Genomic DNA, 15,840 nt, shown 5'->3' on the forward strand with positions numbered 1-15,840 from the left:
AAAACACCAAAAACCAAGCAAGACAACAAAAAACGACCCGAAGGCCGTTTTTCATTGGGGGCAGCAAAACATCACTTCTTACCGCTGCCGTCCAGCTTGTAAATGTGCGGACCTTCGCCCACCGACAGCAGGCCGGCGTGGGCATAAATGCCCAGTTTGGCGCGGGTGTCCACGATGTCGAGGTTGCGCATGGTCAGCTGGCCAATGCGGTCGAGCGGGCTGAACGGCGCGTCTTCCACTTTTTCCATCGACAAACGTTCTGGGGCGTAAGTCAGGTTGGCCGACTCGGTGTTCAGGATGCTGTAGTCGTTGCCACGGCGCAGCTCCAGCGTCACTGTGCCGGTCACGGCGCGGGCTACCCAGCGCTGGGCGGTTTCGCGCAGCATGATGGATTGTGGGTCGAACCAGCGGCCTTGGTACAACAGGCGACCCAAGCGCAGGCCGTTGATGCGGTACTGCTCGATGGTGTCTTCGTTGTGGATGCCGGTGACCAAGCGCTCGTAGGCGATGTGCAGCAGCGCCATGCCGGGGGCTTCGTAGATGCCGCGGCTCTTGGCTTCGATGATGCGGTTTTCGATCTGGTCGCTCATGCCCAGACCATGGCGGCCGCCAATTTCGTTGGCCTTGAGGAACAGCTCGACCGGGTCGGCGTATTCCACGCCGTTCAACGCCACGGGCATGCCTTCTTCAAAGCGCACGCTCACTTCTTCGGCCTTGACCTCGACTTCGGGCTTCCAGAACGCCACGCCCATGATGGGGTTGACGATCTTCATGCCGCTTTGCAGGCTTTCCAGGTCCTTGGCTTCGTGGGTCGCGCCCAGCATGTTGCTGTCGGTCGAATACGCCTTTTCGGCGCTCATCTTGTAGCCAAAGCCGTTAGCGGTCATGAAGGCGCTCATTTCGGCGCGGCCACCCAGTTCGTCGATGAACAGCTGGTCGAGCCAAGGCTTGTAGATCTTGAGGCTCGGGTTGGTCAGCAAACCGTAGCGGTAAAAGCGCTCGATGTCATTGCCTTTGAAGGTGCTGCCGTCACCCCAGATGTTGACATCGTCTTCCTTCATGGCGGCCACCAGCATGGTGCCGGTGACTGCGCGACCCAGTGGGGTGGTGTTGAAGTAGGTGATGCCACCTGTTGAGATATGGAAAGCACCGCATTGGATAGCGGCAATGCCTTCGTGGGCTAGCTGGGTGCGGCAGTCGACCAAGCGGGCTTTTTCAGCGCCGTATTCCATCGCTTTGCGGGGAATCTCGTTGTAGTCCGACTCGTCAGGCTGGCCCAGGTTGGCGGTGTAGGCGTAGGGCAGGGCGCCCTTTTGCTTCATCCACAACAGGGCGGCAGAGGTGTCCAGGCCGCCTGAGAAGGCGATACCGACTTTTTGCCCCTTGGGCAGGTTTTGTAGGATGGTGCTCATGAGGTTCCGTTCAGCCTTTGACTCAGGCGTAGTGGCAAATGTAGTGGTAAGGCTCGGTCACACGGATCTCGAACTTGGAATTGCCGGGAATGCTGAACTCTTCGCCCGCGCTGGACTTGACCCATTCGGTGCTGCCGTCGAGCTTGTATTCGCAGGAGCCGCCTACGCATTCCATGATTTCAGGGGCGCCGGTGTTGAAGGTCAGGGTGGCGGGCAAGATCACGCCCACCGACAGTTTGGTGCCGTCGGCCAGAGTCAGGCCGTGGCTGACGCATTTGCCGTCAAAGTAAACATTGGCTTGGGTGTTGACGGAGACGCCGTCGATGGTTTGGGTGGTCATGGCTGATGCTGGCAAGGGTGGGCGGGTCTGGTCAGGCTCGCAAAAAAGCGCGGCCATCGGCCGCGCCCGTGTTTCAAACCCTATATTTTAGGTCACCCGATCCCTTGTTCGGTATGCCTTTGTGATCAGCGCCAGTGTTGCCTGTCCTCACGAACTTTGTAGCGCGGGCCATGTGCGCGCTCCGAGGGGTGTCGGTGACCGGGCTGCCGAATCACCGTGCGATGCTCCACCGCACGAGGACGGCTCCAGTTCAGGTCAATGTGTGTGTACACGGGGGGTCGGGTTCGGTAAACCGGTGCGGGCACATAAACCACTTGCGCAGGCGTGTGGATGACAGTGGCGTGTTGCACTGGGGGTGGTGTGGCGCTGTGCAAGGCTTGACCTACGGGCGAGATGTTCAGAGCAAGGGTGGGGCCCGGGTCTTGAGGCAGTTGTACGCTGTACTGTTTGCCTGCGTATTCATAGACCACGTCGTAGCCCACCAGCCTGTTTTCATAAACCGTCTGGGTGGTGCAGGTGGTGTGATTTTGTAGGCTGGACTGGCCAGATCCCTCGATGCGGTCACCCACCATGGCACCACCCACGATGCCGATCATGGTGGCCAAAGCCCGGCCTGAGCCGTCGCCCACCGCGTTGCCCATGGCCCCGCCGGCAATGGCCCCCATCAAGGCACCGGCCCCGGAAGAAGAATGCACTACTGCAGGGGAGGCTGTGCAGGTCTGGCGTGGCACGGCCACTTGTTGCATGACCGCGCTGCGCGAGAGCACTTGGCCGACCTCCTGTGCCGTGGCCCAAGCAGGAGCCCAGGCGGCCAAGCCCACCAGGGTGCAAGAGATGACGAGCTGTTTCATGGCCGATACCCAGGTTGTTGAAGGTGAGCTCAGTGTAGGCAGCGCCAGGTTAAATAGCGATGAGCGGTTTGTAAAGTTGGGTAACAGCAGCGCTATGCAAAGACCCTTGAGGGATCAGGCTGGCCACTGGTCAGGCGCGAAGCCTACGGTCACTTGGCCGCAGGGCCAGGCAATGACCGGGCGCTTGATGGTGCTGGCATGCGCCAGCATGACTTGTTTGGCGCTGTCACTGTCCTTCACGCCCGCTTGCACGGCAGCGTCCAGCTTGCGCCAAGTGGTGCCTTTGCGGTTGAGCAGGGTTTCCCAGCCCACGGCGTTCAGCCAGTTGTCCAGCTGCGCCTCGGGCACGCCTTGTTTTTTGAAATCGTGAAATGCCGCGTTCAAGCCCTGGTCGGTGAGCCAGGTGCGGGCTTTTTTGACGGTGTCGCAGTTGGGAATGCCGTAAACAATGGGGTCCATGGGGGTTTGATCAAATGGAAAGTGACAAGACTGGGCGACAATCGCCGCCTATGAAGACTCTACAGGAATGGCTCGACTGGTGCGAGCAGTTACACCCCGTGGCCATTGATATGGGGCTGGACCGCGTGAAAACCGTGGCCGACCGCATGGATTTGCGTTTTGACTGCCCAGTCATCACGGTGGCGGGCACCAACGGCAAGGGCTCAACCTGCGCCATGCTCGAAGCCGTTTTGCTGCAAGCCGGTTACCGCACAGGCGTTTACACCTCGCCGCACCTGGTTCATTTTGAAGAGCGTTGCCGCCTGCATGGTGAATCGGCTTCGGCCGAGGACTTTGCCGCGGCATTTGCGGCCGTGGAAGAGGTGCGTGGCGATGTGAGCCTGACTTATTTCGAGTTCAGCACACTGGCCATCTTGCACCTGATGGCCCGCGCCAACTTGGAGGTGGCGATATTGGAGGTCGGTTTGGGCGGCCGCCTGGACGCGGTGAACATCATCGACGCCGATTGCGCGGTGATCACCAGCATCGACTTGGACCATATGGCCATTTTGGGCAAAGACCGCGAGAGCATTGGCATTGAGAAGGCCGGCATCATGCGGGCCGGGCGGCCTGTGATTGTGAGCGACCCGGTGCCGCCGCAAAGCGTGATCGACCATGCCGCCACCGTGGGGGCTGAGCTTTGGTTGTTTGGCCGGGATTTCAATTTTTCAGGCGACAAACAGCAATGGGCTTGGGCGGGGCGCGATCGCCGCTACAGCGGTATGGCCTATCCGGCTTTGCGCGGGGCCAACCAACTGATCAATGCCTCGGGCGTGCTGGCTGCGTTGGACGCCTTGCGCCAGCGCATCCCCGTCACGGCCCAAGCGGTGCGCAACGGTCTGGCCATGGTGGAACTGCCCGGGCGTTTTCAGATCGTGCCGGGCCAGCCTGTTTTGGTGCTGGACGTGGCGCACAACCCGCATTCGGTGGCAGCGCTGGCAGCCAACCTCGACGCCATGGGCTTTTACCCCACCACCCACGCGGTGCTGGGGGCCATGGCCGACAAGGACCTCTTGCCCATGCTGCAGAAGGTCAACCCGATGGTGGACAAGTGGTATTTCACCGATTTGCCTTTGCCTCGGGCCGCCAAAGCGGTTGATTTACAGCAGGCCTGGCAAGCGCAAAACACCCGCAACGACACCGCGTCGAGTGTGCACGCCTACCCCATGCAGGCCCTGCAGGCGGCCATCGAAGCAGCAGACCCGGCTGATAGAATCGTGGTCTTTGGCTCCTTCTATACCGTGGGCGGTGTTTTGAAAGACGGCATACCGCGTCTGCAAGCCAAACACCTCAGCCCCTGAGCACCTGCCATGGCGTTTTTCAAGTTCCGTTTTCCGGGTCAAGCGGCCTCATCTCCAGCCTCGGCCGAAACGGTCGCGCCCGGAGCCGGCGAGAGCATCGAGTTGGTGCGTCGCCGTGCCCGCCACCGCCTGATCGGTGCCGTGGTCTTGGTGCTACTGGCCGTTCTCGGTTTCCCTTTGATGTTTGACACGCAGCCGCGACCGGTCGCAGTGAACACCCCGATTTTGATTCCGGATCGCCCTTCCAGTGCCCCTATGGCCGTGACAAAGGCCCTGCCTGCTGATGCCAGTCCTGCCAAACCCTTGTTGCCCGATGCGAAACCTTTGCCCCCGCAAGAGGGCTTGGATGCGAAAGAGGAAGTGGTTCTGGCCGCCAAGCCTGCGCCTGCGGATGAGCCCAAGCCCGTGCAACAGCCTGCGTCCAAGCCGCCCGTGGTCAAGGAGGAAGTCAAGCCCGCCCCCAGCAAAACCGTGAAGGCCGAGCCTGTGGCCAAGCCCAAAGACGATGGCAACAAAGCCCGAGCCTTGCTCGAAGGCAAGCCTCCTGAAGCCAAAAGTGAGCGCCATGTGGTGCAGGTTGGTGCTTTCAGTGACCTGGCCAAAGTGCGCGAAGTTCGCCGCAAATTGGAGCAGTCAGGCTTGAGCACTTTCACGCAAGTGGTCACCAATGACGGCAAATCCACGACACGGGTTCGGGTGGGGCCCTTCAGCAGCCGCGAGGAGGCTGACAAAGCTGCGGCCAAAGTTCGCAAACTCGACTTGTCAGCGGCCGTTTTGAGGATCTGACGTGGCCCTCGCCCTGACCGACTGGATTTTGTTGGCGGTGTTGCTGGCCTCCATGTTGGTGGGTCTGTGGCGTGGCTTGGTTTACGAGGTTTTGTCTTTGGCGGGCTGGCTGGCTGCCTTCATCCTGGCGCAGTGGTTTGCCGCCGATGCCGTGGCCTTTTTGCCTTTTCTCAAAGAAGCCGCCGCCCAGGTGCAGTACGCGGTGGCTTTTGCCTTGGTGTTTGTTGCCGCCTTGTTTGCAGCCGGATTGATCTCCTGGCTGGTCAAAAAACTGGTGGAAACCGTGGGATTGCGGCCGGTGGATCGGGCGCTCGGCGGTATTTTTGGTTTGGCGCGCGGCGTGGTGCTCTTGCTGGCCTTGACGGTGGTCTTGCAACTGCTGGGCTTGTCGCAAGAGGACTGGTGGCGTGGTGCTGTGGGTTCGTCCTGGTTGGACCTCGCACTCAAAGGCCTCAAACCTTTGTTGCCTCAAGCCTTTGTCGATTATTTGCCTTAAGCGTTTTCGGGCGGTTCGATTTTTTGAACGGAATTAAAGTATGTGTGGAATTGTCGGCGTTGTCAGCAACGCACCGGTCAATCAGTTGATTTACGACGCCTTGCTGCTGCTGCAGCACCGGGGCCAGGATGCAGCAGGCATCGTCACGCAACTGGACCGCAAATTTTTCATGCACAAGGCCAAAGGCATGGTGCGCGATGTGTTCCGCACCCGCAACATGCGCAGCCTGCCTGGCAATTGCGGCTTGGGTCAGGTGCGATACCCCACAGCGGGCAACGCCTTCAGCGAAGAAGAGGCTCAGCCGTTTTATGTGAATGCTCCTTTTGGCTTGGTGCTGGTGCACAACGGCAACTTGACCAATGCGCACGCCTTGAAGGCCGAGTTGTTTTCCAACGACCACCGCCATATCAATACCGAGAGCGACTCCGAGGTGCTGCTCAACGTGCTGGCCCACGAGTTAGAGAAAACCACTCGCGGTTTACCTCTCAAACCGGTGGATGTGTTCGAGGCCGTGCGTGGTGTTAACCGCCGTGTCAAAGGCTCATACGCCGTGATCGCCTTGATCGCAGGCCATGGTCTGGTGGCTTTCCGCGACCCCCATGGCATCCGCCCCTTGTGCATGGGCCGCAGTGAAGATGGCTCCATCATGCTGGCCAGCGAGTCGGTGGCGCTTGACGGCACAGGCCACCAGTTTGACCGTGATGTGGCCCCGGGTGAGGCCATTTTTGTCGATCTCGATGGCCAGTTGCATACCCAGCCATGTGCCGAGAAGTCGCAGCTCAGCCCCTGCATTTTTGAATACGTGTACTTGGCCCGACCCGACTCCACGATGGACGGTATCTCTGTTTACCAAGCCCGCCTGAACTTGGGTGAGACGCTGGCCAAGCGCGTGATTTCCACCGTACCGCCCAGCGACATCGATGTGGTCATCCCCATCCCCGAGTCCAGCCGCCCCAGCGCCACGCAGTTGGCGCATCTGCTGGGCATCCCTTATCGCGAAGGCTTTGTCAAAAACCGTTATGTGGGCCGCACTTTCATCATGCCGGGCCAGGCGGTACGCAAAAAGTCGGTGCGCCAAAAGCTCAACACCATCGTGAGCGAATTCAAAGGCCGCAACGTGCTGTTGGTGGACGATTCCATCGTGCGCGGCACCACCAGCCGTGAGATCGTGCAAATGGCGCGTGACGCGGGGGCCCGCAAGGTCTACATGGCCAGTGCCGCGCCACCCGTGCGCTTTCCGAACGTGTACGGCATCGACATGCCCACCAAAGAAGAGCTGGTCGCGCATGGCCGCAGCATCGAAGAGATCCGCGAGATCATTGGCTGCGACGCCCTGATTTACCAGGATGTGGACGCCATGAAAACTGCCGTGGCGCAAGCGCGTGTCAATGCTGCAGGGGCTTTGTCAAACTTTGATGCCTCGTGCTTTGACGGCGTGTACGTGACGGGCGATATTTCCATCGACGACATCACCCGCCTGAACGAAACCCGACTCCAGGTGGAAGAGGGCGATGACGACAATTCGCGTTTGGCTTTGCCCAACGCCAGCGTGTGAGTACCCGCCATGACTGACGCTCAAAGATTTGACGACCTGCACATCGAAACCCTGGCGGTGCGTGCCGCCGTGGAGCGCAGCCAGTATGGAGAAAACTCCGAGGCTTTGTACCTGACCAGCGGCTACGTGCAACCCTCGGCCGCCGCCGCCGCTGCCCGATTTGCAGGTGACGAAGAGGGCTATACCTACGGCCGCTACGGCAACCCCACGGTGGCCAGCATGGAAATGCGTCTTGCTGCTCTGGAGGGAACCGAAGCGGCCATGGGCACGGCCTCGGGCATGTCCGCCATCTTGATGATGTGCATGGGCTTGCTCAAAGCCGGCGACCATGTGGTGTGCTCTCGCTCCATGTTTGGCTCGACCATCAAGCTGATTGGCTCGGACCTCGCCAAGTTCGGCGTGGAGTCCAGCTTTGTCTCGCAAACCGACTTGAAAGAGTGGCAAGCGGCGGTTCGACCCAACACACGTTTGCTGTTTGCCGAAACCCCGACCAACCCCCTGACCGAGGTGTGCGACATCCAGGCGCTGGCCGACATCGCACACAACGCAGGGGCGCTGTTTGCCGTGGACAACTGTTTTGCCACGCCTTCCTTGCAGCGCCCTGTGGCCATGGGCGCCGACATCATCATGCATTCGGGCACCAAATATTTGGACGGTCAGGGTCGCGTGATGGCCGGGGCGCTGTGCGCGCCGCAGCAAATGATCACCGAGAAGTTTTTGCCGGTGCTCAAAAGCGGGGGCATGACGCTCGCCCCCTTTAACGCTTGGGTGGTGCTCAAAGGTCTGGAAACCTTGGACCTGCGCATGCGGGCGCAGAGCGCCCGTGCGCAAATCTTGGCCGAATGGCTGGAAAAACACCCCGCCGTGTCGCGCGTGTTTTACCCCGGCTTGGCCAGTCACCCGCAGCACGACTTGGCCATGCGCCAGATGTCTGGCCTGGGCGGCGCGGTTTTGTCATTCGAGGTGAAAGCCGATGGCCCTGATGCCTCACGTCAACGCGCTTTCCATGTGATGGACCAGATGAAAATGCTCTCTTTGGCCACCAACTTGGGTGACACCAAAACCATGGTGGCTCACCCAGCCAGCACCTCCCACGGCCGCCTGACCGAGGCCCAGAGGCAAGCTGCTGGCATTGGCCAGGGCCTGATTCGTGTGGCCGTTGGCCTTGAATACCCACAAGACATCCAAAAAGACCTCTCCCGTGGTCTCGATACCCTTTGATATGACTCCTACACGTACCCGCACCCGTTTTGCCCCATCGCCCACCGGTTTCATTCACCTGGGCAACATCCGATCGGCCCTGTACCCTTGGGCCTTTGCTCGCGCCACGGGCGGCGACTTCATCTTGCGCATCGAAGACACCGATCTGGACCGCTCCACCCAAGCTTCGGTGGATGTGATCATCGAAGGCATGGCTTGGCTGGCGTTGAACCATGACGAAGGCCCTTTCTATCAGATGCAACGCATGGACCGCTACAAAGCGGTGCTGGCCGACTTGATTGCGGCAGGCCATGTCTACCCCTGCTACATGAGCATGGCAGAGCTTGACGCCCTGCGCGAGCGTCAAATGGCCAACAAGAAAAAGCCCCGTTACGACGGTACATGGCGTCCCGCCGATGGCAAAACCCTGCCTGCGATTCCCGAGGGTGTGAAGCCTGTGCTGCGTTTCAAAAATCCCATTGGCGGTGTGGTGGCTTGGGATGACAAGGTCAAAGGCCGCATCGAGATCAGCAACGACGAATTGGACGACTTGGTGATTGCTCGCCCGGATGGCACGCCCACCTACAACTTTTGCGTGGTGGTGGACGACATTGACATGCAAATCACCCATGTGATCCGTGGCGATGACCATGTGAACAACACGCCGCGCCAGATCAACATCTTCAAAGCCCTGGGCCAAGAGCCCCCGGTTTATGCCCACTTGCCCACGGTGCTCAATGAGCAGGGTGAAAAGATGAGCAAGCGCAACGGTGCCAAAGCTGTGACAGCGTATCGCGATGAAGGCTATTTGCCCGATGCCATGGTCAACTACTTGGCGCGTTTGGGCTGGAGCCACGGCGACGATGAAATTTTCAGCCGCGCCCAGTTTTTGGAGTGGTTCAACTTAGACCACTTGGGCCGCAGCGCCGCACAGTTTGACGAAGCCAAACTCAAATGGGTCAACGCCCAGCACCTCAAGGCCTTGCCTGATGGTGAGTTGGGTTTGCAGGTTCAACCATTTTTGGCCAAACTGGGTGTGGTGGCCGATGAGCGCCTGGACAGCATTTGCGGCTTGTTCAAGGACCGCTGCGACACGCTGGTGGTTTTGGCCCAATGGATCTCGGCTTTTTATCTGGACGTGGTGCCCAATGCTGAAGAAAAAGCCCAGCACGTGACAGACGCCGTCAAGCCCGCCTTGGCCCTGCTGGCCGACAAACTGGCCACTTGTGTATGGGACAAGCCCTCGATTGCCGCAGCCATCAAGGCTACATTGACCGAAACCGGCCTCAAGATGCCCCAACTGGCCATGCCCGTGCGCGTCTTGGTGATGGGTACGGCACAGACACCTTCGCTCGATGCGGTACTTTTTTTGAGCCAAAGAGAAAAAATTATCGCCAGCTTGAAAAACGCTTAAAAACCTGTCTATAATTCAAGTCTCGACACCAACGAGGCAAAACAAAAAAGCAAACAGCGGTAACGATGGTTGTTAGAAGTTAAGCCAAAGGGGGTATAGCTCAGCTGGGAGAGCGCTTGCATGGCATGCAAGAGGTCAGCGGTTCGATCCCGCTTACCTCCACCAAAGTGTCGAGAAGATTCGAAAGAATCAGTCCAGGTTATGACCCTATCGTCTAGAGGCCTAGGACATCACCCTTTCACGGTGAGTACCGGGGTTCGAATCCCCGTAGGGTCGCCAAGTTTTGTAGCACTTGGTCAGTTGCACAAGCAGTCTGACAAAAGTTACAGCTACCAGGAGTGGTAGTTCAGTTGGTTAGAATACCGGCCTGTCACGCCGGGGGTCGCGGGTTCGAGTCCCGTCCACTCCGCCAAAATGAAAAGCCTAAGTAGATTTCTACTTAGGCTTTTTTGTTTTTTAAGATCGTGTTTTGGCCTTTCCTGATCTCCTCCTTGAGGTCGTTCATGTGCCAAGCCCAATATGGGCTGGACGAGGTGAACGAACTTGCAGTAAGCTTCAAGGTTTTTCAGTTAACTCTTTGTCACTCATGGACAGTTTGCTTCCCGCCATTCCAGCTAAACGCTACTTCACCATCGGTGAAGTAGGCGAGCTGTGTGGCGTCAAGCCACATGTTTTGCGCTATTGGGAGCAGGAGTTCACACAATTGCGTCCGGTCAAGCGTCGGGGCAACCGACGTTATTACCAGCGACACGAAGTGATGATGATTCGCAGAATTCGTGGTCTCTTGTACGACCAGGGTTTCACCATCAGCGGAGCACGTAACAAATTGCTGGAATTGACCCAGAGCGAGCGCCAGCTCATGCGCTCGGGTGCCTTTCTGGATGAAATGCTTGAAGACAACAGCGCTGACATTGAAGTTTCTGCAGACTTGCCGCAAGAAGAACCTACGGTCAACATCGAAACCCATCAGCCAACTCGTTCAGGTTTGGCTTCGGACTTGATGGTGCATCACGAGCTTTTGCAAATTCGTGCCCTTCTAACCGTCTGAATAGGCCCTGATTCAGGCTATAATTCAAGTCTTGTCGGCGTGTAGCGCAGCCTGGTAGCGCACTTGCATGGGGTGCAAGGGGTCGCGAGTTCGAATCCCGCCACGCCGACCATTTATGACCAATGAAATCAACGGGTTACGCCTCACAAGGGTGTGACCCGTTTTTCTTTGTCGGCAAAAACTCTGTTTTTAGCCACACTTTTAGCCACACCTAGTCGATTGTTTGTCCCCCAGGCATGAGGGTACGCACAAAAGCTGACCGAATATTTTTGCCACACAACTCTGCTTGCTGTAACCTTCATTGAAATAAAGGATAACGCCTATGTCTGCGATGAAGTCTTGTCTTTTAATGATCTTCATGTTGATTACTGGATGCGCCAGCGTTTCGGAGTTCGTTGATTCCAAAGTCATCAGAACGATCCCATTGAAGCAAAACGTGTCATATGCTGACGGACAAACTTTTATCAAAGGTCAAAGATTTAGGTTGATTCAGTTGAAATCAGGTGAAGTAGGTGTAGTTCTATCTGCCGCTCAACAAATGATGTTGATAACGCCAATGCAAGTTACGACAGGTGTAGAAATTGGCAAAGACGGTTGTACAACTGGAAGACGCTTTTATTTGCAGGGCCAGGATAGGGGTAGCGTTGCCAGCTCAACAGTTGATAGGGACTTAAAGTTGTGGACGCCAAGTCGCTTTTGTTTTGATTTGTCTGAGATCAATTAAAAGATACATTAATTACTCTTGTCGCTGTTTTTGACAAGGGGCAAGAATACCCCTCAAACCTAATTTCCTCACAAGGACCCACGTTTGCCAATCATGATGTGTCGCATTGATCAGTAAACGCGCCATCTGGCTTCAAGACAGGATGGTCATGCTCCATCTTGGAAATAAACCCGAATTGTTTATTGAGCACGCACACCTCCTCAGGATGTGCGGTCCTTTTCACATCAACCTTTGAGCCGTTTTATCTCACCACTTACCCAGTTGTCTGCATGGTGTCTTGCCGACGGTGATGAGCTTGGCTTTTTGTAAAACTCACCTGTATCAGGATCGAAGTCGGCAGCGTATAACTCGCAATCCCTGACTCTGATGATGTTGTTGCCATCATGCGATTCGTCGTTGGGTGCTGGCGCTGGTGGCGCTTTTGCTGATGGTGGTATGCGGATATCTACACAAGGTAGGTATTGGCTGATTTGAGCCTTTGTGTGTTGATTAGCCAGACAAACTGAGCCAGTGTTTGCATCGAATATTGAGCCACTGGTTTTTTTTAAAGAATTGGCTTATTCGGTTGTGGATAAGTTTAGCTGCTCGGTGCTTTTGCCCCCTTTCGTTTTGGATTGTTTACCCTTCAGGCTGACCGCCTGCGAGTGCTTGAAGCGCCAACTCTCGTTGCCCGTCTCAACAATGTGGCAGTGATGCGTGAGCCGGTCCAGCAACGCCGTGGTCATCTTGGCGTCGCCAAATACATTGGCCCACTCCGAGAAGTTCAGATTGGTCGTGATCACCACGCTGGTTCGCTCGTATAGCTTGGACAGCAAATGAAACAGCAACGCGCCCCCTGATTGGGTGAACGGCAGATACCCCATCTCATCCAAGATCACCAAGTCCACATACATCAAGCGATTGGCCAGCTGCCCGTGCTTGTTCTGAGATTTCTCAAGCTCCAAGGCATTGACCAGTTCCACCGTGGAGAAGAAACGCACTCGCTTGCCCTTGGCGCGGATGGCTTGCACCCCAAGGCTGGTGGCCAAGTGCGTCTTGCCCGTGCCCGGTCCACCCACAAACACCACGTTGTGTGCCGAGTCCACAAACTGCAATTCATGCAACTGCTTGACCAGATTCGCGTCCACATGCGCCTGCGCGAAGTCAAACCCTGTCAAATCCCGGTGCGCGGGGAAGCGGGCAATGCGCATTTGATAGGCCATGGAACGCACCTCGCGCTGTGCAGCCTCTGACTTGATCAGTTGGTGCAACACCACCTCATCATGGTCCAGCGCTTTGATCCTGGCCGTTCCCAGAACCTCCGGCCAAGCGCTGGCCATGCCATGCAGACTCAATGATTTGAGCCCATCGACCACATCACTCATGGCGCGCCTCCTGTTCATCTCTCAAAGCGTCATAGCGCTCCAAGTTGGCAAGCGCAGGCGTGTTCAGTTGCAGGGGTGTGCTGATTTCCAGGCGCGCAGGCGCAGGCTCCTTAAGCCGGGCAATCACATTGAGCACGTGCTCGGCACTCACCCGACCCGCCTGCAGTGCCAACTCGGTGGCCACCAATACTTCTTCAAGCCCGTGTAAGTTCACCGCCAACAGCACCTGCGCCATCACCCGGTCCCCTCCTGGGTGTTTGAGTAATTGACGCTGCAACTCCAACAAGGGCTGGGGCATTTCCCTGAAGGGGGCGCCATTGCGCAACGCCCCGGGCTTGCGCTCGACCAAGGCAGTGTAGTGCTGCCAGTCGTAAATGGTTTGATCCCGCCCAAAGTGACGCTCCAACCGGACACTGCGCCCATCGAGCCCCACCACCAACAAGTACTCCGGGTAGACGCGCAAACTCACCACCCCATGCACCCACTCGCAAGGCACGCTGTAGCGGTTGCGTTGATATTGAATCAGCGATGTAGAGGTCACCCGAATCGGTTGTTCAACGTACCCATCAAAGGGCTTGGGGCAAGGCATCAAGCGGCTCGCCTCATCTTGCCAAACATCGGCAATGCTCAGCTCTGGCCACTCTGGGTGTGCCAACTCTTGCCAGGCATCTTGGCAGGCACGCTGGAGCCAGTCATTGAGCTCGGCCAGACTGCTCCAGCGCCGCTCAGTGACCTCGCGAACCACCCCTCGCCTGCGGTCTTGCACGTTCTTCTCGACGATGCCCTTCTCCCACCCAGCCGCACGGTTGCAAAACTCGGGATCAAACAAATAATGTCCCGTCATCGCCTCAAACCGCGCGTTGACGCTGCGCTGCTTGCCCTTGCCAATCTTGTGCACCGCCGTCTTCATGTTGTCGTAAATGCCCCGTTTGGGCACGCCGCCAAACACAGCAAAGCCCCTGGCATGGGCGTCAAACAGCATCTCATGGGTTTGCGTGAAGTAGGCCACCAGTAAGAACGCCCGACTGGCGGCTAGTTTGATGTGCGCCACCTCCAATCGACGGCGCAACCCCCCAATGAAGGCGTACTCACAGCTCCAGTCAAACTGGAAGGCCTCTCCCAGCTCAAAGTGCAGCGGCACAAACCCCACGTTCTTGGGCGCATGGCTTTGCTCATGCTTCCAACGCCGGGCAAACCGGTACACCGGCGTCGAACTACCGCCGTAGCCCATGGCGCGCAAAGCCTCATACAAGGCCTTGACGCCACGTCGCTCGCGCTTGTTGCGGTGGCTGTCGGCTTTGAGCCAAGTGACAAGCTGCTCCTTGTACGGGTCCAGCACACTGGCTGCGCTCTGCCGAACAGGGTATTGGGGCTCAACCATCTCAGGCTCGCTGAGCCATTTGGTGGCCGTGTTTCTTGAAATTCCAAGCCTGAGGCTGGCTTGACGCACTGACAGGCCATCTCGCAAGACGAGGCGGCGCAATTTACTCAAAGTTCCCACGTTGATCACTCCCGGCCACCCTTGCTCAAAAAATGAGCAGGATAGGCCAATGAAGTGGCTCAAATTTGGATGCAAATTCCCATCAAAGTGGCTCAGTTTTCAACGCCAATCAACAGCGCTCGAAGATGGCCGCAATGCCCTGGCCGCCGCCGATGCACATCGTCACCAGGGCGTAGCGGCCCTTGACCCGCTCCAGCTCGTACAGCGCTTTCACCGTGATCAGCGCGCCGGTGGCGCCGATGGGGTGGCCGAGCGAAATGCCGGATCCGTTGGGGTTGACCTTGACCGGATCCAGACCCAGCTCCTTGGTCACGGCGCAGGCCTGGGCCGCGAAGGCTTCGTTGGCTTCGATCACATCCAGATCATTGACGGAGAGGCCGGTGCGCTTGAGCACGGCTTGCGTGGCCGAGATCGGGCCCACACCCATGATTTTGGGATCGAGACCCGTGTGGGCATAGCCCACCAGACGCGCCATGGCCTTGGCGCCACGGGCCTTCGCCGCGCCGGCTTCCATCAACACCACGGCCGCAGCCGCATCGTTGATGCCCGAGGCGTTGCCAGCGGTCACAGTGCCGTTTTCTTTCACGAACACCGGCTTGAGTTTGGCCATGTCTTCGGGCTTGCAGTCGGGGCGGAAATGTTCGTCGGTGGCCCAACTCACTTCGCCTTTGCGGCTCTTCAACATCACCGGCACGATCTGGTCTTTGAAGCGGCCCTCTTCGGTGGCGCGCTGAGCGCGGTTGTGGCTTTCCACGGCGAGGGCGTCTTGCATCTCGCGCGTGATGCCGTATTTGGTGGCGACGTTTTCGGCTGTGACACCCATGTGGATGTTGTGGAAGGGGTCGTGCAGGGCGCCGACCATCATGTCGATCATCTTGGTGTCGCCCATGCGTGCGCCAAAACGCGTGGCCAGGCTGGCGTAGGGCGCGCGGCTCATGCACTCGGCGCCGCCGCCGATGGCAATGTCGGTATCTCCCAGCAAGATGCTCTGGCTGGCGTTGACAATGGCCTGCAGGCCGGAGCCGCACAAGCGGTTGACGTTGTAGGCCGGCGTGGTTTCAGCACAGCCGCCGTCGATCGCGGCCACGCGCGAGAGGTACATGTCGCGCGGTTCGGTGTTGACCACGTGGCCAAACACCACATGGCCGACGTCTTTGCCGTCCACGCCGGCGCGGGCCAGCGTTTCTTTGACAACGAGGGCGCCCAGCGCGGTGGGTGGTGAATCTTTAAGGCTGCCGCCAAAGGTGCCAATGGCGGTGCGGGCTGCTGCGACGACGACGACTTCTCTAGCGGTTTCGGCGGTTTTCATCGAGATGTTTTCCCATTGAGTTTGAGCATTGCGAAGTTGAC

General features: G+C 58.0%; 15 protein-coding genes and 4 tRNA genes. 12 read left to right on the plus strand and 7 right to left on the minus strand.

Translation table 11 applies throughout. The features are described from left to right. Nucleotides 1-71: 71 nt before the first annotated feature. From argG to B9Z50_RS11680, 4 genes are all read right to left on the minus strand, one after another. Nucleotides 72-1,412: an argininosuccinate synthase gene (gene argG / locus B9Z50_RS11665; RefSeq protein WP_108364558.1), complete on the minus strand. Its 1,341-nt coding sequence runs from the start codon at nucleotides 1,410-1,412 to the stop codon at nucleotides 72-74. Between the two features lie 22 nt (nucleotides 1,413-1,434). Next, complete coding sequence (locus B9Z50_RS11670) at nucleotides 1,435-1,752, minus strand: pyrimidine/purine nucleoside phosphorylase (protein WP_108364944.1); 318 nt, start codon at nucleotides 1,750-1,752, stop codon at nucleotides 1,435-1,437. Between the two features lie 125 nt (nucleotides 1,753-1,877). Beyond that, on the minus strand, nucleotides 1,878-2,603 hold the full coding sequence (locus tag B9Z50_RS11675) for a glycine zipper 2TM domain-containing protein (RefSeq protein ID WP_199221729.1): 726 nt from the start codon (nucleotides 2,601-2,603) through the stop codon (nucleotides 1,878-1,880). A gap of 114 nt (nucleotides 2,604-2,717) precedes the next feature. Continuing rightward, complete coding sequence (locus B9Z50_RS11680; protein WP_108364560.1) at nucleotides 2,718-3,062, minus strand: arsenate reductase; 345 nt, start codon at nucleotides 3,060-3,062, stop codon at nucleotides 2,718-2,720. 50 nt (nucleotides 3,063-3,112) lie between these two features. On the opposite strand from B9Z50_RS11680, the gene folC reads away from it, so the two are divergent. From folC to B9Z50_RS17450, 12 genes are all read left to right on the plus strand, one after another. Beyond that, the gene (folC, locus tag B9Z50_RS11685) at nucleotides 3,113-4,402 is read left to right on the plus strand and encodes a bifunctional tetrahydrofolate synthase/dihydrofolate synthase (RefSeq protein ID WP_108364562.1); all 1,290 of its coding nucleotides are present in this window, start codon (nucleotides 3,113-3,115) and stop codon (nucleotides 4,400-4,402) included. A 9-nt stretch (nucleotides 4,403-4,411) separates the two neighbouring features. Then, nucleotides 4,412-5,188 carry an SPOR domain-containing protein gene (locus B9Z50_RS11690; RefSeq protein WP_108364564.1) on the plus strand — a complete coding sequence of 259 codons (777 nt, stop codon included), beginning with the start codon at nucleotides 4,412-4,414 and terminating at the stop codon, nucleotides 5,186-5,188. A gap of 1 nt (nucleotide 5,189) precedes the next feature. Further along, complete coding sequence (locus tag B9Z50_RS11695) at nucleotides 5,190-5,684, plus strand: CvpA family protein (RefSeq protein WP_108364566.1); 495 nt, start codon at nucleotides 5,190-5,192, stop codon at nucleotides 5,682-5,684. A 40-nt stretch (nucleotides 5,685-5,724) separates the two neighbouring features. Beyond that, nucleotides 5,725-7,239: an amidophosphoribosyltransferase gene (gene purF, locus B9Z50_RS11700; RefSeq protein WP_108364568.1), complete on the plus strand. Its 1,515-nt coding sequence runs from the start codon at nucleotides 5,725-5,727 to the stop codon at nucleotides 7,237-7,239. 9 nt (nucleotides 7,240-7,248) lie between these two features. Then, complete coding sequence (locus B9Z50_RS11705; RefSeq protein ID WP_108364570.1) at nucleotides 7,249-8,460, plus strand: O-succinylhomoserine sulfhydrylase; 1,212 nt, start codon at nucleotides 7,249-7,251, stop codon at nucleotides 8,458-8,460. 1 nt (nucleotide 8,461) lies between these two features. Beyond that, nucleotides 8,462-9,853: a glutamate--tRNA ligase gene (gltX, locus tag B9Z50_RS11710; protein WP_108364572.1), complete on the plus strand. Its 1,392-nt coding sequence runs from the start codon at nucleotides 8,462-8,464 to the stop codon at nucleotides 9,851-9,853. A gap of 89 nt (nucleotides 9,854-9,942) precedes the next feature. Further along, nucleotides 9,943-10,018, plus strand: a tRNA-Ala gene (locus B9Z50_RS11715). A gap of 38 nt (nucleotides 10,019-10,056) precedes the next feature. After that, nucleotides 10,057-10,132: transfer RNA gene (locus tag B9Z50_RS11720), tRNA-Glu, on the plus strand. A gap of 56 nt (nucleotides 10,133-10,188) precedes the next feature. Further along, a tRNA-Asp gene (locus tag B9Z50_RS11725) sits at nucleotides 10,189-10,265 on the plus strand. A gap of 174 nt (nucleotides 10,266-10,439) precedes the next feature. Beyond that, nucleotides 10,440-10,901: a MerR family transcriptional regulator gene (locus B9Z50_RS11730; protein WP_108364574.1), complete on the plus strand. Its 462-nt coding sequence runs from the start codon at nucleotides 10,440-10,442 to the stop codon at nucleotides 10,899-10,901. Between the two features lie 35 nt (nucleotides 10,902-10,936). Next, nucleotides 10,937-11,013 (plus strand) — tRNA-Pro (locus B9Z50_RS11735). A 210-nt stretch (nucleotides 11,014-11,223) separates the two neighbouring features. Then, the gene (locus tag B9Z50_RS17450; RefSeq protein WP_146183199.1) at nucleotides 11,224-11,625 is read left to right on the plus strand and encodes a hypothetical protein; all 402 of its coding nucleotides are present in this window, start codon (nucleotides 11,224-11,226) and stop codon (nucleotides 11,623-11,625) included. Between the two features lie 557 nt (nucleotides 11,626-12,182). On the opposite strand, the gene istB is transcribed toward B9Z50_RS17450, so the two are convergent. The 3 genes from istB to bktB form a co-directional block, all read right to left on the minus strand. Continuing rightward, nucleotides 12,183-12,989 (minus strand): IS21-like element helper ATPase IstB, encoded by an 807-nt coding sequence (istB, locus tag B9Z50_RS11745; RefSeq protein WP_199221730.1) that lies wholly within the window; start codon nucleotides 12,987-12,989, stop codon nucleotides 12,183-12,185. Next, nucleotides 12,982-14,490 carry an IS21 family transposase gene (gene istA / locus B9Z50_RS11750; RefSeq protein ID WP_108364946.1) on the minus strand — a complete coding sequence of 503 codons (1,509 nt, stop codon included), beginning with the start codon at nucleotides 14,488-14,490 and terminating at the stop codon, nucleotides 12,982-12,984. Before istA ends, istB begins: the two co-directional genes overlap by 8 nt. Nucleotides 14,491-14,599: 109 nt before the next feature. After that, nucleotides 14,600-15,799 (minus strand): beta-ketothiolase BktB, encoded by a 1,200-nt coding sequence (gene bktB / locus B9Z50_RS11755; RefSeq protein ID WP_108364580.1) that lies wholly within the window; start codon nucleotides 15,797-15,799, stop codon nucleotides 14,600-14,602. Between the last annotated feature and the right edge of the window lie 41 nt (nucleotides 15,800-15,840).

The organism is Limnohabitans sp. Bal53 (genome assembly GCF_003063355.1).
Lineage (GTDB): Bacteria > Pseudomonadota > Gammaproteobacteria > Burkholderiales > Burkholderiaceae_C > Limnohabitans_A.